This window comes from Pseudomonas arsenicoxydans (assembly GCF_900103875.1).
GTDB classification, from domain to species: domain Bacteria; phylum Pseudomonadota; class Gammaproteobacteria; order Pseudomonadales; family Pseudomonadaceae; genus Aquipseudomonas; species Aquipseudomonas arsenicoxydans.
In genome coordinates this window covers 1,571,067-1,589,598 of sequence record NZ_LT629705.1, presented here as the reverse complement: position 1 = coordinate 1,589,598, position 18,532 = coordinate 1,571,067, and the positions used below count along the sequence as shown (strand labels likewise).

Sequence of the window (18,532 nt, the reverse complement as noted above, 5' to 3'; positions counted from 1 at the left end):
TTATTCGCCCCAGACGTCTTTCAAGACGTTGACCCAGTTCTCGCCCATGATCTTGCGGACCACACGCTCGGAATGGCCGCGCTTGAGCAGGGTTTCGGTCAGGTTCGGGAACTCGCCGACGGTGCGGATCCCCAGCGGGTTGATGATCTTGCCGAAACTGGTCAGGCGGCGGGCGTAGCCCTTGTCATGGGTCAGGTATTCGAAGAAGTCCTGGCCATGGCCCTGGGTGAAGTCGGTGCCGATGCCGATGGCGTCTTCGCCGACGATGTTCATGGTGTATTCGATGGCTTCGGCGTAGTCGTCGATGGTCGAATCGATGCCTTTGGCCAGGAATGGCGCAAACATGGTCACACCGACGAAACCACCGTGGTCGGCGATGAACTTCAGTTCTTCATCGGATTTGTTGCGCGGGTGGATTTTCAGACCCGACGGCAGGCAATGGGAGTAGCAGACCGGCTTCTTGGATTCGAGAATGACTTCTTCGGAGGTTTTCGAACCGACGTGGGACAGGTCGCACATGACGCCAACGCGGTTCATCTCGGCAACGATCTCGCGACCGAAACCCGACAGGCCGCCATCGCGCTCGTAGCAGCCGGTGCCGACCAGGTTCTGGGTGTTGTAGCACATCTGCACGATACCGACGCCGAGCTGCTTGAACACCTCGACATAGCCGATCTGGTCTTCAAAGGCGTGAGCATTCTGGAAACCGAACAGGATGCCGGTCTTGCCTTGCTCCTTGGCCTTGCGGATATCGGCGGTGGTGCGCACCGGAATCACCAGGTCGCTGTTCTCGCGGATCAGCTTCTGGCTGGCGGCGATGTTGTTGACGGTGGCCTGGAAGCCCTCCCACACCGACACGGTGCAGTTGGCAGCAGTCAGACCGCCCTTGCGCATGTCTTCAAACAGCTCGCGGTTCCACTTGGCAATAATCAGCCCGTCGATAACGATGCTGTCGGCGTGCAATTCGGCTGGGCTCATCAGGCTGTCCCCTATTAGCGATTCATGCGCCGAATCGTGTGCCGGCGCTTTGGGGCCAGCATATGCCTGAGGGACGGGGCAGCCGGGTGCAAAAACGACAGGGGGTTTGCCGAAAGCGTCAATCCGCGACAAAGGGTCGTCGCCGGGCATGATCACGCACCTGTTCAAGGGCCTGCGCATGGGCCAGAATTCGCCGCATCACTGAATTCGCATTGGAAAAAGGGGCGGCGGCGCAATGAAATCAATCTTCCTGGCTTTGGCACTGATAGCGACCGGCGTACAGGCGGCTGAAGAGTCCGACAACAACCCGTGCGATGCGGTCGAAAACGACGTCCAGACCCTGGAATGCTCGGCTTACAGCAGAACCACCGCCGAAGACCTGCTGAAAGACAACTACAAAAGCCTGAACGAGCGCATGCAAACGGCCTATAGCAAGAACCCGGCGCAACTAGCCGACATCACCGCCAAGCTCAAGACCGCACAACAGCAATGGATCAAGACCCGGGACGCAGATTGCGCAGTGGAAGCATTCCCGGCGACCAGCGGTAGCAAGGCATTTACCATCGCACAAAATGATTGCGTAGCGCGGATGAGCGATGAGCGGTCGGAGTTTTTGGAGTCGATTGGGCAGGAGTGAGACTGATTAGTCGTCGGAAGCTGGCACCACCGCCAGCTTTCAACATCAAGTAGTTTCCTTTTCCCACAGCATTTGCATAACGCCCCTACAACTGTCTTTTTGTCCTAAAAACAACCGCATCGACTAGGCAACATGCCGACATTGTTCGTTTATTGGCGGCCTTGAAAATATAAGTAAAGATTCGCAAATCTTATAAAAGACTTATATTCTCCCATGAACAGGATTCACTGGACTCGAAAGGCCGTTAAGCAGCTTCTGAAATTGCATTCCGCTCACCAGATCCAGGTCCGTGATGCCGTCACGGTGCTGACTGGCATGCCTGATATAGGCAATGTCAAAGCACTGGTCGGTCATGACTACGCCTATAGACTTCGAGTGGGCAACTATCGAGTCATGTTCGACTGGGATGGAGCAATCAAAGTGGTCAGTATTCAAGAGGTCAAAAAACGCGATGAACGCACCTACTGACGTTCAAATCATCAACGACGCGGAGGGCAACCCTGCTTTCGTGGTCATTCCCTACGCGCAATATGTGGCGCAAAAGATTGAGCCCGATCTGATTCCCCATGAAGTCGTCAGCCGCATCGTTGATGGCTCGACGCCGATTCGCGCGTGGCGCGAACACCTGAACCTTACCCAGGATGAAGTTGCCAAACGCATGGGTATTTCCCAACCGGCCTTCGCCCAGCAAGAGACGGTTGCGAAGCCGCGCAAGGCCACCCGCGAGAAGATTGCCGTGGCGCTTGGCATTACGGCCAATCAACTTGAGCTGTAGGCTACAAGCCACCATTTGTGAAAGGGATTGAAATGAAAATCTGCGGCATCGAAATCAAAGGCAGCGAAGCGATCATCGCCGTAGCCTGCCTCGACGGTCAGGCACTGAGCCACGTCGCCCTGGCCACCAAGAAAATCGCCCTCGACGATGATGACGAAGCCGCCAACGTCAAAGTGTTTGCCGCTCAGGTGGCGTCGTTTGTGCGTGAGAATTCCATTGATCGGATTTCGATCAAGAAGCGCAGCAAGAAAGGCGAGTTCGCCGGCGGGCCGACCACGTTCAAGATCGAGGGTGTTTTCCAGTTGCTGGAGAGTTGCGAGGTGACGCTGCTGTCGCCGCAGACGATCAATGCGCAAAACAAGAAATTCGACTTTGCCCTGCCGGATACGCTGAACAAGTATCAGCATGAAGCGTTTAAAGCGGCCTGCTCTGCACTGATGAAGAAGTAACTCAATTACCGCCAACACATAGAACCTGTGGGAGCCGGGCTTGCCCGCGATTACGGTGTGTCAGTCAACATCAATGTTGAAAGTGCCGGCCTCATCGCGGGCAAGCCCGGCTCCCACAGGTTTCTCTGCTGTTCATGCTTTCGCAGTACGCCGGTCCTCCCGCGGACACCGCGCAAACTTCGCCCGATAACTGCGGGTGAAATACGACGGCGATTCAAACCCGCACGCAATACTCACTTCCAGCACGCTCATGTCGGTCTGGCGCAGCAACTGCCGCGCCTTCTCCAACCTCAACCGCAGATAGAAATTGCTCGGTGTGTCGTTCAAGTGCAGCCGAAACAGGCGCTCCAGCTGCCGGCGCGTGACCTTGATCGATTCGGCCAGCGCAAGCGTGCTCAGCGGCGGTTCGCTGTGCTGCTCCATCTCGCCAATCACATGCACCAGTTTCTTGTTGCTGATGCCATAGCGCGTGGCGACTTCCATGCGCTGGTGGTCTTTGCGTGGGCGGATGCGCCCAAGCACGAATTGTTCGCTGACCTGGATTGCCAGTTGCGGGCCGTGGGCCTGGGCAATGAGGTCGAGCATCAGGTCGATGGACGCGGTGCCGCCCGCCGAGGTGATGCGCCGTCGATCGATCTCGAACAGCTCCTGGGTGACGCTGAGCTGTGGATAGGATTCCTTGAAGGCGTCGATGGCCTCCCAGTGCAGGGTCAGGCGATGGCCGTCGAGCAGGCCGGCTTCGGCGAGGATGAAACTGCCGGTGTCGATGGCGCCGAGCGTCACGCCTTCATTGTCGAGACGGCGCAACCAGTGCTCCAGCGCCGGGGTGGCGAACTTCAAGGGTTCAAAACCGGCGACCACCAAGAGCGTCGCACCTTTCTTCAGCGGTTCGAGCGCCGCATCGGCGTTGACCGACATGCCATTGCTGGCCAGTACCGCCCCGCCGTCAGCGCTCAGCACATGCCAGCGATACAGCTCGCCACGAAAGCGATTGGCGACCCGCAACGGCTCAATGGCCGAGATGAAACCGATGGCCGAGAAACCCGGCATCAACATGAAGTAGAAATCCTGGGACATGGGCGCACTCGATAGGCGGGTAACGTGAGGGCGGGTAGCGTGAGGACGTTGATACGCCACTTGTCGATGGCAATCAAGAGCACAGGTCGCTGCAGTGCAAGAGCTGGTCGCCGCAGTGCGCTTTCACGGGGGCGTAGCTGCGTAACTTGGCATCACCGGCGCACGAAGACGACCGGACCCACAATAACGAACTGCCGAGGAAACCTGAGATGAAACGACTGATCAGCAGCTGTGTTCTTGCACTCAGCGGTACCGCTTTCCTGAGCGCCAGTGTCATGGCGGCCGAACCTGCTTCATGCCAGAACGTACGCATGGGCGTCGTGAACTGGACCGATGTAATCGCCACCAGCGCCATGACCCAAGTACTGCTCGACGGCCTCGGCTACAACACCAAACAAACCAGCGCCTCCCAGCAAATCATCTTCGCCGGGATCCGCGACCAGCGCCTGGATTTGTTCCTGGGCTACTGGAACCCGCTGATGACCCAGACCATCTCGCCGTTCGTCGATGGCAAGCAGGTCAAAGTGCTTGAAGCACCTAGCCTCAAAGACGCCCGCGCCACCCTCGCCGTACCGACTTACCTTGCCGACAAGGGCCTGAAAACCTTCGCCGACATCGCCAAGTTCGAGAAAGAACTGGGCGGCAAGATCTACGGCATCGAGCCAGGTTCGGGCGCCAACACCCAGATCAAAGAAATGATCGCCAAGAACCAGTTCGGCCTCGGCAAATTCCAACTCGTCGAATCCAGTGAAGCCGGGATGCTGTCGGCGGTCACCCGCGCCACCAAACGCAATGAAGCCATTGTGTTCTTCGGCTGGGCGCCGCACCCGATGAACGTCAACGTGAAGATGACGTACCTCACCGGCAGCGAAGACGCCCTGGGCCCGAACGAAGGCATGGCCACGGTCTGGACCGTCACCTCGCCGAACTACGCCCAGCAATGCCCGAACATCGGCAAGTTGCTGAGCAACCTGACGTACACCGCCGAAGACGAGAGCCGGATGATGCAACCATTGCTGGATCACAAGGACGCCTTCGAGTCGGCCAAGCAATGGCTCAAGGATCACCCGCAAGACAAGCAACGCTGGCTGGAAGGTGTGACCACCTTCGATGGCAAACCGGCAGCTGAAAACCTGCAACTGACCAGTAAATAAACCGAACCGAACCGAACCACCGATTCGCAGCCCGACCGGGCTGCGAACGGGACCACCACGCCTGCAAGGAACCATCAAATGAACCACGACGTCATCATCACCTGCGCACTCACCGGTGCTGGCGACACGACCAGCAAGAGCCCGCACGTGCCGGTCACCCCGAAACAAATCGCCGCTGCCGCCGTTGAAGCGGCCAAGGCTGGCGCCACGGTGGTCCACTGCCACGTACGCAACCCCGAAACCGGCAAATTCAGCCGCGACGTGGCGCTGTACCGTGAAGTGATGGAGCGTATCCGCGAGGCGGACGTCGACATTATCGTCAACCTCACCGCCGGCATGGGCGGAGACTTGGAAATCGGCGCTGGCGAGAACCCGATGGAGTTCGGCCCGAACACCGATCTGGTCGGCCCGCTGACCCGTCTGGCGCACGTCGAAGAATTGCTGCCGGAAATCTGCACCCTGGACTGCGGCACCCTGAACTTCGGTGACGGCGACACCATCTACGTGTCCACCCCTGCCCAGCTGCGTGCTGGCGCCAAACGCATTCAAGAGCTGGGCGTGAAAGCCGAGCTGGAAATTTTCGACACCGGTCACCTGTGGTTCGCCAAACAGCTGATCAAGGAAGGCCTGCTCGACGACCCGCTGTTCCAGCTCTGCCTGGGCATCCCGTGGGGCGCGCCGGCCGATACCACCACCATGAAAGCCATGGTCGACAACCTGCCCGCCAACGCGGTGTGGGCCGGCTTCGGCATCGGTCGCATGCAAATGCCAATGGCGGCTCAAGCCGTGCTGCTCGGTGGCAACGTGCGAGTCGGGCTGGAAGACAACATCTGGCTGGACAAGGGCGTACTGGCGACCAACGGCCAACTGGTCGAACGCGCCTCGGAAATCCTCAGCCGCCTCGGCGCCCGGGTTCTGACACCGGCTGAAGGCCGGGCAAAAATGGGCCTGACCAAGCGCGGTTAAAAAAACTTACACCTCACCTGTGGGAGCGGGCTTGCCCGCGATGACGGTAGTCCAGCCGCAGAAGATGCACCGGATGTACTGACGCCATCGCAGGCAAGCCAGCTCCCACAGGGATCACCGAACTCTTTAGGACGTCGCCATGACCTTCATCACCGAAATCAAAACCTTCGCCGCCCTCGGCAGCGGTGTCATCGGCAGCGGCTGGGTATCCCGCGCCCTCGCCCACGGCCTTGACGTGGTGGCCTGGGACCCGGCGCCCGGTGCCGAAGCCGCACTGCGCAAACGCGTCGCCAATGCTTGGGGTGCGCTGGAGAAACAAGGCCTGGCACCGGGTGCCTCGCAGGACCGTCTGCGCTTTGTCGCGACCATCGAAGAGTGTGTTCGCGATGCGGATTTCATTCAGGAAAGTGCCCCCGAGCGTCTGGACCTGAAACTGGAACTGCACAGCAAAATCAGCGCGGCGGCCAAGCCCAACGCCCTGATCGGTTCGAGCACATCAGGCCTGTTGCCGAGCGAGTTTTACGAGAGCGCCACGCACCCGGAACGCTGCGTGGTTGGCCACCCGTTCAACCCCGTTTACCTGCTGCCGCTGGTGGAAGTGGTCGGCGGCAAAAACACCGCGCCGGAAGCTGTTCAAGCGGCGATGAAAGTGTACGAATCCTTAGGCATGCGCCCACTGCATGTGCGCAAGGAAGTGCCCGGCTTTATCGCCGACCGCTTGCTCGAAGCGCTCTGGCGCGAGGCGCTGCACCTGGTCAACGACGGTGTAGCGACCACCGGTGAAATAGACGATGCGATCCGCTTTGGCGCGGGCCTGCGCTGGTCGTTCATGGGCACCTTCCTGACCTACACCCTGGCCGGTGGCGATGCGGGCATGCGGCACTTCATGGCGCAGTTCGGTCCGGCGTTGCAATTGCCATGGACGTATCTGCCGGCACCGGAACTGACCGACAAGCTGATTGATGATGTGGTCGACGGCACCAGCGATCAGCTGGGCAAACACAGCATTTCGGCGCTGGAGCGCTATCGTGATGATTGCTTGCTGGCGGTGCTCGAAGCGGTGAAGACCACCAAAGAGAAGCACGGGATGGCGTTCAGCGAGTAATGAGCCAACAGGGGCGGCCCCATCGCGAGCAGGCTCGCTCCCACAGGAAATCTGCGTCGTTCACAGAACCACTGTGGGAGCGAGCCTGCTCGCGATAGCGGCTGTCCAGTCACCACACATGCGGGACCATTCATCATGCCCACCCTCACCACTTACCAAACCAAAATCATCCCCGACTGGGTCGACTACAACGGCCACCTTCGCGACGCCTTTTACCTGCTGATTTTCAGCTACGCCACCGATGCCCTGATGGATCGGCTGGACATGGACAGCAACAATCGCGAAGCCAGCGGCAACTCGCTGTTCACCCTCGAACTGCACCTCAATTATTTGCACGAAGTGAAGCTCGATGCCGACGTCGAAGTGCGAACCCAGATCATCGGCCACGACAGCAAGCGCCTGCACCTCTATCACAGCCTGCATTTGGTGGGTGATGACAAGGAACTGGCCGGCAACGAACAAATGCTGCTCCACGTTGATCTCGCCGGCCCGCGTTCTGCACCGTTCAGTGAAGTGACGTTGAGCAAGCTGCAAGCCATTGTCGCCGAGCAAACCGACCTTCCTGCCCCCGACTACATTGGCCGAGTGATCGCGTTACCCCCTAAAAAATAACAAGGAGATCGCCATTGAACACCGCCGCCGCTTTTGCCGACTTCCGTACTTACCCTTTGATCAGCGCGTTGACCGCCGTGCAAACCCTGGCGGACCGCATTCATGTGCAATGGGCTGACGGTCGTCTCAGCCCTTTCCATCACCAATGGTTGCGCGACAACTGCCCGTGCTCGCTGTGCGTCTACACCGTGACGCGCGAACAGGTGCTGGAAATCGTCGATGTCGCGCAAGACCTGACGCCGTCGAAGGCTGTTGTCGATGCCGAAGGTTGCCTCACCGTCGAGTGGCAAGACGGCCACCTCAGCCGCTTCGATCCCGGCTGGTTACGTGCCCATGCTTATGACGACGAGTCCCGCGCCGAACGTCGCGCCGCCAAGCCCAAAAGCCAGCTGTGGAACAGCAACCTGAAACTGCCGGTATTCGACTATCAGGCGCTGATGAACGACATCGATGCCTTGCTGCAATGGCTGTTGGCGGTGCGCGACATCGGCCTGACCCAAGTGCGCGGCGTGCCCACCGAACCCGGCTCGTTGAAGCTGATCGCCCAGCGGATTTCCTTCATCCGCGAGAGCAATTTCGGCGTGCTGTTCAACGTGCAATCCAAGGCCGATGCCGACAGCAACGCCTACACCGCTTTCAACCTGCCGCTGCACAGCGACTTGCCGACCCGGGAGTTGCAACCGGGGCTGCAATTTCTGCATTGCCTGGTCAATGACGCCGAGGGTGGCGAGAGTATTTTCGTCGACGGTTTCGCCATCGCCCACGCCTTGCGCGAGGAAGATCCCGAGTCGTTCAAAGCCTTGTGCGACATCCCCGTGGAGTTTCGCAACAAGGACCGCCACAGCGACTATCGCTGCCTGGCGCCGATCATCGCCCTGGATGCGTTGGGACAGGTTTCAGAGATCCGCATGGCGAACTTTTTGCGCGGGCCGTTTGATGCGTCGATGGAAGACATGCCCAAGCTCTACCGCGCTTATCGGCGCTTTATTGCCATGACCCGCGAAGCGCGGTTCCGGGTGATGACGCGGCTCAACCCCGGCGAATTGTGGTGCTTCGATAACCGCCGCACGCTGCACGCCCGCAACGCCTTCGACCCCGCCACCGGCGCCCGGCATTTCCAGGGTTGCTACATCGATCGTGATGAATTGTTGTCGCGGATATTGGTGTTGCAACGCTAGAACGCGTCATCGTTCATCGCGGGCAAGCCACGCTCCCACAGGAACTGCGCCAACCTTGTAGGAGCGGGTTTACCCGTGATGGCATCTGCACAGGCAACACAAAAACCCCTGATTCACAGGCAAAAAAAACCCCGATCGAGCCGTGACAAGATCGGAGCTGAGGAGGGTACTGTTGAGGAGCCGTTGCGCGAGGGTGACCAAACCTTCGTGTAGCCAGCTGAATCCAGTGTGCCCACTCTCCCCTCTTGCAAGTTAGCCGAAAACGACCTGTTCATAGGTATTGCGGCCATTGCGACAAATCGTCCTTGCCGCCACTCCGCACCCCTATGAGAATCGAACCAAGACACCGTTCCCTAAAGAAGGATTGCGTCATGATGCACGCCGATTTGATAGACCAGGAAGACCTGTTGGGCCAGCTGAAATCATTGGGTTTTCAAGTGCCGAGCGGCGCCACGGCCGAGCAGGCTTGCGAGTGCGCAGTGCGAGGTTTGAACGATGAACGGGCGATGACGCTGCGTACGATGGTCAAGCAGATGTACACCAGCAGCGCGACCATCCTGCCGGCCGTGCGCCAGGCGATCGACAAGCAATTGTTGCCAGCGTTGGCGGCCTATCAGCAGAGCCGTAGCGCCTGATAGATCCAATCGCGAGCAGGCTCGCTCCCACAGTGGACTTGGGCGGATCACAAATTTGTAATCCGACCCGAAACCTGTGGGAGCGAGCCTGCTCGCGATGAAGGCGCCTCGGTTTAAAGCCTTACGCTGGCGAACGTCGACTCATTGCGCGCCTGACTCAACGCCGACAACGGCCCGGACAACGGCGACAGTACCAAGGCTTGCGGCAGCGGCATCATCGCCACCTGTTGCGTGGTGTTTGAACCTACGCGCTCGTCACGTGGCGGAATACCGAAGTATTCGCGGTAGCACTTGGAGAAGTGCGGCGTGGACACGAAACCACAGACCGACGCCACTTCGATGATCGACATCGGCGTTTGCTTGAGCAGTTGCCGAGCCCGGATCAGGCGCAGTTTCAGGTAGTAACGCGACGGCGAGCAGTGCAGGTATTTCTGGAACAGACGCTCCAGCTGACGACGCGAAACAGCGACATACACCGCCAGTTCGTCGAGGTCGATCGGCTCTTCCAGGTTGGCTTCCATCAGCGCGACGATTTCCTGCAGTTTTGGCTGATTGGTCCCCAGCATGTGCTTGAGCGGCACGCGCTGATGATCCTGCTCGTTACGGATACGTTCGTAGACGAACATTTCCGAAATCGCGGCGGACAGTTCACGCCCGTGATCACGGCTGATCAGGTGCAGCATCATGTCCAGTGGCGCGGTGCCGCCGGAACTGGTGAAACGGTTACGGTCGAGTGTGAACAAGCGGGTGCTCATGGCCACACGGGGGAAAGCTTCCTGCATCGAGGCCAGGCATTCCCAGTGCACGCTGCAATCGAAGCCGTCCAGCAGGCCGGCGCACGCCAGCGCCCAGCTGCCGGTGCAGACCGCACCAAGACGGCGCGACTGACGGGCCTGGCTTTGCAGCCATGACACGTGTTCGCGGGTCACGGTGCGCTGAATGCCGATACCGCCGCAGACAATGATGGTGTCCAGGGGTGGCGCTTTGTGCATGGAGCAATCGGGGGTGATCTGCAGACCGTCACTGGCCCAGACCTGACCGCCATCGACGGTGAGCGTCGACCAGCGATACAACTCGCGACCGGACAATTGGTTGGCCATGCGCAGAGGTTCTACTGCGGAGGCCAAAGAAATAAGCGTGAAATTGTCCAGCAGCAGAAAGCCGATGGATTGAGGCGCACGGTTCTGGGGTTGGGCCCCTGAGTTGAACGTCGTCATCGCGGTATCTCCTCACACAAAGCGGGTGATGGCCTCAGGCGGAGGCTCTTGTTATTGCCATCGTTCTCGCGTGGGAGACGGGCTTTGTAATGACAGAGCAATTGCCATGCCTAAAGTTGAATGGGCATTCAATAACTCCTGAAAACGACGTCGCGGCGTGTCTATATAAGCCGTGCGCAGAGTGGGGGTTATAAGTGCCATTATCGGCGGGAAGCGCTCTGCCCCGTTGGGCTTGAGCAAATCGGTAGCACTTGTGGGAACAGGGCTACAGCGACCTGAGGGAGAGTGTCACCGCAAGCACAGGTGACAGGCGGTAATGGCCATTTTGGATCCCTGGCCATGGGTGAGTCACTTATCTGTAAGCGACGCGCCAAAACGTGGCGCGTTTTGATTCCGGTGTTCACTTAGCGCGCAGTTTTGACTGGTCTGGCGCTATCGCGGGCAAGCCCGCTCCCACAAGGATTTTTGGTGTGCCTTAGTTCTCGGTCACACAACAAGTCCTGTGGGAGCGGGCTTGCCCGCGATGGGGTCAACTCAATCTCAGCACTCAACCGCGCTGACCGCCAACCCACCGCGCGATGTCTCTTTGTATTTGTCATGCATGTCCGCGCCGGTATCACGCATGGTCCGAATCACCCGATCCAGCGAGATAAAGTGCTGACCATCACCGCGCAATGCCATCTGCGCCGCGTTGATTGCTTTTACAGCCGCAATCGCATTGCGCTCGATGCACGGCACCTGAACCAGCCCGCCCACCGGATCGCAGGTCAAACCGAGGTTATGTTCCAGGCCGATCTCCGCCGCGTTGCACAGCTGCTCCGGCGTGGCGCCGAGAATCTCCGCCAACCCCGCCGCCGCCATCGCGCAAGCCGAACCGACTTCACCCTGGCAACCGACTTCAGCACCGGAGATCGAAGCGTTTTTCTTGCACAGAATCCCCACCGCGGCGGCACTGAGGAAATAGTCGACCACGTTGGCGTCAGTCACCGCTTCGCTGAACTTCATGAAGTAATGCAGCACCGCCGGAATAATCCCCGCCGCGCCATTGGTCGGCGCGGTCACCATGCGTCCGCCGGCAGCGTTTTCTTCGTTGACCGCCAGGGCGAACAGGTTGACCCATTCCATGGCACTCAAGGTCGAACCGATGACATTGGGCTTACCCAGCTCTTGAAGGCTGCGATGCAATTTGGCCGCACGACGACGCACATTCAATCCGCCGGGCAGAATGCCTTCGTGCTTGAGACCCTGTTCGACGCAATCCTGCATGGCGCGCCAGAGTTTCATCAGGCCGCTGCGGATTTCTTCTTCGCTGCGCCAGACCTTTTCGTTGGCCATCATCAATTCAGCCACACGCAGGTTGTGCTGCTTACAAAGGCTGAGCAGTTCGACGGCGCTGGAGAAATCGTACGGCAACACCGTGCTGTCCAGATCGACCACGCCGCTGGAAGCCTGTGCTTCATCGACGACAAAACCGCCGCCGATGGAATAGTAGGTGTCACGATGCAGTTCGCCGTCATCGCCTTCGACAATCAAAGTCATCGCGTTGGGGTGGAATGGCAGGTTTTCGTCGATCAGGCGCATGTCCCGGGCCCAGATGAACGGGACCGACAAGCGACCGTCGAGCAACAAGGTGTGGGTTTCGCGCAGGGTTTCGATACGAATGCCGATTTGCGACGGATCGATCGCATCCGGCCACTCGCCCATCAGGCCCATGATCACCGCGTTGTCGCTGCCGTGACCGATGCCGGTAGCCGACAACGACCCGTAAAGCTGAACTTCGACGCGCCGTACTTGTTCCAAAAGACCCTGCTCACGCAAACCTTGCACGAACAGCGCGGCGGCCCGCATAGGCCCCACGGTGTGCGAACTGGAAGGGCCGATGCCGATTTTGAACAGGTCGAAAACACTGATAGCCATTACTGCCGAACTCCTGGATGTGCCGACTCCAGACGCAAAGGCGCCCAGTGGCGGAGCTGCTACGCTCTAGCTGCAATCCGCCGAGATGGCCGCATCATCAGGCTTTTGTCATGTCGTTCGACGTCTCACACCGACGCACTCATGCTCACCAACGCCGCGAGGCGCCGACGCAATGTTTTCGCCGTTTTTTAGCGGATCAGAGGGGAAAAGAGGGCTGAAAAAAGCTGTAAACGACGTCACCGACACTGGATGCGACCATCCCTGTACTGGTTACGACGCCCCCTGTAGGCGTCAGATTTTCACTGGTACATGATCGTATCGACTCGATTGCAAGGCGCCGTGGTAGAGCTGTCTCCAAAACGCCATCCAACCGCAACCTATAAGTGCGGTGGTCCAGTCGGAACACTGCCAAAAAAAACACCAAGGAGTCCATCCATGAAAGGTTCCCCGTCGTTGTTGTTGGCCGCCATGCTGAGTCTGCCGTTACTGGCTCAAGCTGCAGAACCCGCTCAGTGCAATACCGTAAACTTCTCTGATGTCGGCTGGACCGACATTACCGCGACAACCGCTACCACCAGCGTCGTGCTCGACGCACTCGGCTACAAGACCAAAACCACGATGATTTCCGTGCCGGTGACCTACAAGTCCCTGGCCGACGGCAAGAACATGGACGTGTTCCTGGGTAACTGGATGCCGACCATGGAAAACGACATCAAGGCTTACCGTGATGCTGGCTCCGTCGACGTCGTGCGCACCAACCTGACCGGCGCCAAGTACACCCTCGCCGTGCCACAAGCGCTGTACGACAAAGGGCTGCATGACTTCGCCGACATCGCCAAATTCAAGAAAGAGCTCGACGGCAAAATCTACGGCATCGAACCTGGTAACGACGGTAACCGCCTGATCCAGAGTATGATCGACAAGAACGCCTTCGGCCTTAAAGACGCTGGTTTCAAAGTGGTCGAGTCCAGCGAAGCCGGCATGTTGTCGCAGGTCGATCGCGCTCAGAAGCGCGACACCGCCGTGGTGTTCCTCGGCTGGGCGCCGCACCCGATGAACAAGCGTTTCAAAATCCAATACCTCACCGGTGGTGACGATTTCTTCGGACCGGACTTCGGTGCCGCCACCGTGGCGACCAACACTCGCAAGGGTTATGTCCAGGAATGCAGCAACGTTGGACAGTTGCTGAAAAACCTGGAGTTCACCGTCGACATGGAAAGCTCGCTGATGGGCAACATCCTGGATGACAAAATGAAGCCTGACGCGGCCGCCAAGGCCTGGCTGAAAAAGAACCCACAGGTCCTCGATACCTGGCTCGCTGGCGTGACCACCATTGACGGTAAACCAGGCCTGGAGGCCGTGAAAGCCAAGCTCGCGCAGTAATCGCTTACGCCGGGCGGGTTCGCTCGCCCGGGCTGTTTATTTCCTTGCATGCGGACGTTCACTACCATGCTGATTGATCAGAAAATCCCTTTAGGCCAGTACATCGCGGGCTTCGTTGAATGGTTGACGCAACACGGCGCCAGCACTTTCGACGCAATCGCCGTGTCACTGGAAACGATGATCCACGGCGTGACTTTTGCGCTGACCTGGTTCAACCCGCTGGCATTGATCGGCCTCATTGCGCTACTGGCACACTTCATTCAACGAAAGTGGGGGCTGACCGTTTTCGTCATCGCCTCCTTCTTGCTGATCCTCAATCTGGGGTACTGGCAGGAAACCATGGAAACCCTCGCCCAGGTGCTCTTCGCGACCCTGGTCTGCGTAGTCATCGGCGTGCCGTTGGGCATCGTCGCTGCGCATAAACCGATGTTCTACACACTGATGCGTCCGGTGCTCGATCTCATGCAGACCGTGCCGACCTTCGTGTACCTCATTCCTACCCTGACCCTCTTCGGTCTGGGTGTGGTCCCGGGCCTGATCTCAACGGTAGTGTTCGCGATTGCCGCGCCTATTCGGCTGACTTACCTGGGCATTCGCGATGTTCCGGAAGAACTGATGGACGCCGGCAAGGCCTTTGGCTGCTCGCGACGTCAGCTGCTCTCGCGAATCGAACTGCCCCACGCCATGCCAAGCATCGCGGCCGGTATCACCCAGTGCATCATGCTGTCGTTGTCGATGGTGGTGATCGCGGCACTGGTGGGCGCCGACGGCCTGGGCAAACCCGTGGTCAACGCACTGAACACTGCTGATATCGCCCTGGGCTTCGAAGCGGGCCTGGCGATCGTACTGCTGGCGATCATGCTCGACCGTATCTGCAAACAACCCGACGCCAAAGTAGGGGGTGACGCATGAGCATTATTCGCTTCGAAAACGTCGACGTAATCTTCTCCAAAGATCCACGCGAGGCTCTCAAGCTGCTGGATCAAGGCATGACCCGTAACGAGATCCTGAAAAAGACCGGGCAGATCGTTGGCGTGGAAAAGGCCAGCCTGGACGTCGAAAAAGGTGAAATCTGCGTACTGATGGGCCTGTCCGGCTCCGGCAAATCCAGCCTGCTGCGCTGCATCAACGGCCTCAACACGGTCAGCCGCGGCAAGCTGTTCGTCGAGCACGAAGGCAAGCAGATCGACATCGCCTCCTGCACCCCGGCAGAACTGAAAATGATGCGCACCAAGCGCATTGCGATGGTGTTCCAGAAGTTCGCCCTGATGCCTTGGTTGACCGTTCGCGAGAACATCAGCTTCGGTCTGGAAATGCAGGGTCGTCCCGAGAAGGAACGCCGCAAACTGGTGGATGACAAGCTTGAGCTGGTGGGCCTGACCCAATGGCGCAACAAGAAACCCAACGAGCTGTCCGGTGGTATGCAGCAACGTGTGGGCCTGGCCCGCGCACTGGCGATGGATGCCGACATCCTGCTGATGGACGAACCGTTTTCGGCACTCGATCCATTGATCCGCCAAGGCCTGCAAGACGAACTGCTGGAACTGCAACGCAAGCTGAGCAAGACCATCGTTTTCGTAAGTCACGACCTCGATGAAGCTCTGAAGCTGGGCAGCCGTATCGCGATCATGAAAGACGGTCGGATCATCCAGTACAGCAAGCCCGAAGAAATCGTTTTGAACCCGGCGGACGACTACGTGCGGACCTTCGTGGCCCACACCAATCCGCTGAACGTTTTGTGCGGTCGCAGCCTGATGCGCACCCTGGACAACTGCAAACGCATCAACGGCTCCGTCTGCCTCGATCCGGGCGGCGATTCGTGGCTGGACCTGGCCGAAGGCAACACCATCAAAGGCGCCCGCCAGAACGGTGCGAGCCTGGATCTGCAGAACTGGATTCCAGGGCAAGCCGTTGAAGGCCTGGGCCGTCGCCCAACGCTGGTGGACTCCAACATCGGCATGCGCGATGCGCTGCAGATTCGTTATCAGACCGGCAACAAACTGGTGCTGCACGACAACAACAAAGTGGTCGGGATTCTCGGCGACAGCGAGCTGTATCACGCGCTGCTCGGCAAGAACCTGGGGTAAGGCAGCAAACACAAAAACGCCGCGAGAGGATCGCGGCGTTTTTGTTTATGGGATATAGGGTCAATCAGCTTTGCTAGTGATGGCCCCTTCGCGGGCAAGCCCGCTCCCACAGGGATCGATGTCGTGATCAATACCCTGATCCTGTGGGAGCGGGCTTGCCCGCGATGGAAGCGACGCGGTGCTTCAGACTGAATCACCGCGCCCGATCGAAACTCAGCTATAGACACGGCCAAGGAGCTGCCGATGGCTTTCAAACTGATCGAGCACGTCACGGGTGATCTGATCCGCAGTAAAGCCCATCAGGTCATAGTCCTGGCTGCCGTTGTGCAGGTACACCTCGGCGCGGTAATAGCGCGCACGCGGTTCATCAGCACTCTCCGGCGACACCGTGTCGCTCGCCGCTGCCAGATAGCCATCCAGGCTCACTTCGTAGACAAAAGGGTTGCCCTCTTCCATCTCGATCCGCACGCCCATGCAACGCTTGGACTTGCCCAGCAGCGTTTGCACTTCCAGCCCTTGGGCCCGCAATTGCACCGCCGCATCTTCCAGCGCCGGGCTGACCTGCTTATCCATGAAGCGCTGAACGATCGATTGGTTCGGTTGCAGATCCAATTGGGTCAAACGCTCGCTGAAGCCACGACGACCGCGCGCAGCCAGTTCCGCCTGCTCCTGCTCGATCTGCACGTCCTGGCGCATTGCCTTGTGCAAGCCGAACATGAAGAATACCAGCACTACCGAGAACGGCAGACCGGCCAACACCACCATGGTTTGCATGGCTTCAAAGTTACCGGCGAACAGCAGGCCGATGGTCACCAGGGTAATCACCGCCGACCAGAAAATCCGCAGCCAGTGCGGCGCATCTTCGTCGACGTTGCCGCCCTTGCAGGAAAGGTTGGCCATCATCACCGCGCCGGAATCCGCCGGGGTCAGGAACAGCACGAAACCGACAAAGATCGACACGCCGATAACAATCTTCGACGCCGGGTAATGTTCAAGCAGTTGGTAGATCGCCATGGACGGCTGTTCGAGCGCCGTCTTCCCAAGCTCCACCGCCCCATGGTTCATCACCAGGTCCAGGGCCGAGTTACCGAAGATCGACAGCCACGCCAGGGTGAAACCCAGCGGGATCAGCAGCACGCCAGCCACCAGTTCACGCACCGTACGACCACGGGAAATACGCGCGATGAACATGCCGACGAATGGGGCCCAGGAAATCCACCAGGCCCAGTAGAACAAGGTCCACAGGCCCAACCAGCGGTCGGACTTCTCACTGTCGCCTTCGTACACATAGAGGTCGAAGGTTTTCAGCACCACACCGTTCAGGTAGTCGCCGATGTTTTGCACGAAGCCATTGAGCAGGTGCAGGGTCGGGCCGAACAGCAGCACGAAAATCAGCAAACCGCTGAACAGCACGATGTTCAGGTTGGACAGGCGGCGAATGCCGTTTTCCACGCCCGACACGGCGGCGATGGTCGCCACGGTGCTCATCACGATGATCACGATCAGCAGGTTGGTGTTGCTGTGTTCCATGCCGAACAGGTTTTCCAGGCCCGAGGACACTTGCAGCGAACCAATCCCCAGATTCGTCACCAGCCCCAGCAGGGTCACGAACATGCCGAAGCCGTCCACGGCATGACCGGCCGCGCCTTTGACCCAGCGCTCACCCACCAGCGGATACAGCGCCGAACGCAACGCCAGTGGCTGGTTGTGACGGTACGCAAAGTACGCCACAGCCAAACCGACCAGGGCGTAAATCGCCCAGCCATGCAGGCCCCAGTGCAGGAACGTCAGCTGCACGGCCTGACGCGCGGCCATGTTGCTGGCCGAAACGCCTTCCGGCGGATTGAAGTAGTGATCCAGCGGCTCCGAAGCGCCGAAGTACAACAGCGAGATGCCAATACCCGACGAGAACAGCATCCCCGCCCAGGCGCCGTAGCTGAAGTCCGGGGTGTCGTCCTTGCTGCCCAGTTTGAGCTTGCCGTAGGACGAAAACGCCAGGCCGACGACGAATACCAGATAAGCGGCAATCACCACCATGTAGTACCAGCCGAAGCTGCGGGACAACCAGGCCTGGGCAATACCGAGCAATCTGCCGGCCTCTTGCGGGGCGATGATCAGAATGGCGGTCAACAACAGGATCAGCGCGGTAGAGGTGTAGAACACCCAACCGTTGACCGTCACCTTCTCGGGCGGGGTCTTTATAAGAGAGGCAGAACTCATGGCACAGATGCTCCGGGCAGTGCGGGAGAAGAACACAAGGCAACGCGTTACCCGACCAATCGGTTAGTTGGCAGCCGACCGGCGGGTGATATAAAGACACCCCGAAAAAAGCCCGAAGCCCGGGAGCGCCTGTGCGCATGGG

General features: G+C 59.1%; 18 protein-coding genes. 13 read left to right on the top strand and 5 right to left on the bottom strand.

Annotation, left to right across the window (positions count from 1 at the left end; translation table 11 throughout):
- Entirely contained in the window at positions 1 to 978 is a 978-nt protein-coding gene (locus BLQ41_RS07215; protein WP_008033250.1) for a dipeptidase, read from the bottom strand.
- Between the two features lie 235 nt (positions 979 to 1,213).
- Here BLQ41_RS07215 and BLQ41_RS07205 point away from each other — a divergent pair, with 235 nt between their 5' ends.
- The 4 genes from BLQ41_RS07205 (at position 1,214) to BLQ41_RS07190 (ending at position 2,839) form a co-directional block, all read left to right on the top strand.
- Positions 1,214 to 1,615, top strand: a complete 402-nt coding sequence (locus BLQ41_RS07205) for a lysozyme inhibitor LprI family protein (protein WP_090178858.1) — start codon at positions 1,214 to 1,216, stop codon at positions 1,613 to 1,615.
- Positions 1,616 to 1,828: 213 nt separating this feature from the next.
- Entirely contained in the window at positions 1,829 to 2,083 is a 255-nt protein-coding gene (locus BLQ41_RS07200; protein ID WP_090178855.1) for a type II toxin-antitoxin system RelE family toxin, read from the top strand.
- A complete protein-coding gene (locus BLQ41_RS07195; RefSeq protein WP_090178853.1) occupies positions 2,067 to 2,390 on the top strand; it encodes a helix-turn-helix domain-containing protein in 324 nt (107 codons plus the stop codon). Before BLQ41_RS07200 ends, BLQ41_RS07195 begins: the two co-directional genes overlap by 17 nt.
- Positions 2,391 to 2,422: 32 nt before the next feature.
- Positions 2,423 to 2,839, top strand: coding sequence for a DUF3010 family protein (locus BLQ41_RS07190; protein ID WP_090178850.1), 417 nt, complete (start codon positions 2,423 to 2,425; stop codon positions 2,837 to 2,839).
- 132 nt (positions 2,840 to 2,971) lie between these two features.
- Here the strand turns inward: BLQ41_RS07190 and BLQ41_RS07185 are convergent, their stop codons facing one another.
- A complete protein-coding gene (locus tag BLQ41_RS07185) occupies positions 2,972 to 3,916 on the bottom strand; it encodes a GlxA family transcriptional regulator (RefSeq protein ID WP_090178846.1) in 945 nt (314 codons plus the stop codon).
- Between the two features lie 209 nt (positions 3,917 to 4,125).
- Between BLQ41_RS07185 and BLQ41_RS07180 the strand changes: the two genes are divergently transcribed.
- The 6 genes from BLQ41_RS07180 to BLQ41_RS07150 all read left to right on the top strand — a co-directional run bounded on the left by BLQ41_RS07180 (position 4,126) and on the right by BLQ41_RS07150 (position 9,566).
- Positions 4,126 to 5,070 (top strand): choline ABC transporter substrate-binding protein, encoded by a 945-nt coding sequence (locus tag BLQ41_RS07180; RefSeq protein WP_090178843.1) that lies wholly within the window; start codon positions 4,126 to 4,128, stop codon positions 5,068 to 5,070.
- Between the two features lie 78 nt (positions 5,071 to 5,148).
- On the top strand, positions 5,149 to 6,036 hold the full coding sequence (locus tag BLQ41_RS07175) for a BKACE family enzyme (protein WP_017341199.1): 888 nt from the start codon (positions 5,149 to 5,151) through the stop codon (positions 6,034 to 6,036).
- 139 nt (positions 6,037 to 6,175) lie between these two features.
- The gene (locus BLQ41_RS07170) at positions 6,176 to 7,141 is read left to right on the top strand and encodes an L-carnitine dehydrogenase (protein ID WP_090178841.1); all 966 of its coding nucleotides are present in this window, start codon (positions 6,176 to 6,178) and stop codon (positions 7,139 to 7,141) included.
- 135 nt (positions 7,142 to 7,276) lie between these two features.
- Positions 7,277 to 7,753: a thioesterase family protein gene (locus BLQ41_RS07165; protein ID WP_090178838.1), complete on the top strand. Its 477-nt coding sequence runs from the start codon at positions 7,277 to 7,279 to the stop codon at positions 7,751 to 7,753.
- 14 nt (positions 7,754 to 7,767) lie between these two features.
- Entirely contained in the window at positions 7,768 to 8,931 is a 1,164-nt protein-coding gene (locus BLQ41_RS07160; RefSeq protein ID WP_090178834.1) for a gamma-butyrobetaine dioxygenase, read from the top strand.
- Positions 8,932 to 9,302: 371 nt separating this feature from the next.
- Positions 9,303 to 9,566, top strand: a complete 264-nt coding sequence (locus tag BLQ41_RS07150; RefSeq protein WP_090178830.1) for a hypothetical protein — start codon at positions 9,303 to 9,305, stop codon at positions 9,564 to 9,566.
- Positions 9,567 to 9,679: 113 nt separating this feature from the next.
- On the opposite strand, the gene gbdR is transcribed toward BLQ41_RS07150, so the two are convergent.
- Entirely contained in the window at positions 9,680 to 10,783 is a 1,104-nt protein-coding gene (gbdR, locus tag BLQ41_RS07145; RefSeq protein WP_090178827.1) for a choline metabolism transcriptional regulator GbdR, read from the bottom strand.
- 540 nt (positions 10,784 to 11,323) lie between these two features.
- Entirely contained in the window at positions 11,324 to 12,700 is a 1,377-nt protein-coding gene (locus BLQ41_RS07140; RefSeq protein ID WP_090178823.1) for an L-serine ammonia-lyase, read from the bottom strand.
- A 435-nt stretch (positions 12,701 to 13,135) separates the two neighbouring features.
- Here BLQ41_RS07140 and BLQ41_RS07135 point away from each other — a divergent pair, with 435 nt between their 5' ends.
- From BLQ41_RS07135 to choV, 3 genes are all read left to right on the top strand, one after another.
- A complete protein-coding gene (locus BLQ41_RS07135) occupies positions 13,136 to 14,083 on the top strand; it encodes a choline ABC transporter substrate-binding protein (RefSeq protein WP_090178819.1) in 948 nt (315 codons plus the stop codon).
- Between the two features lie 66 nt (positions 14,084 to 14,149).
- A complete protein-coding gene (gene choW, locus BLQ41_RS07130; RefSeq protein ID WP_090178816.1) occupies positions 14,150 to 14,995 on the top strand; it encodes a choline ABC transporter permease subunit in 846 nt (281 codons plus the stop codon).
- Positions 14,992 to 16,170 (top strand): choline ABC transporter ATP-binding protein, encoded by a 1,179-nt coding sequence (choV, locus tag BLQ41_RS07125; RefSeq protein ID WP_090178813.1) that lies wholly within the window; start codon positions 14,992 to 14,994, stop codon positions 16,168 to 16,170. The genes choW and choV overlap by 4 nt, the downstream gene beginning before the upstream one ends.
- Before the next feature lie 213 nt (positions 16,171 to 16,383).
- Here the strand turns inward: choV and BLQ41_RS07120 are convergent, their stop codons facing one another.
- Entirely contained in the window at positions 16,384 to 18,333 is a 1,950-nt protein-coding gene (locus tag BLQ41_RS07120) for a BCCT family transporter (RefSeq protein ID WP_231997111.1), read from the bottom strand.
- Between the last annotated feature and the right edge of the window lie 199 nt (positions 18,334 to 18,532).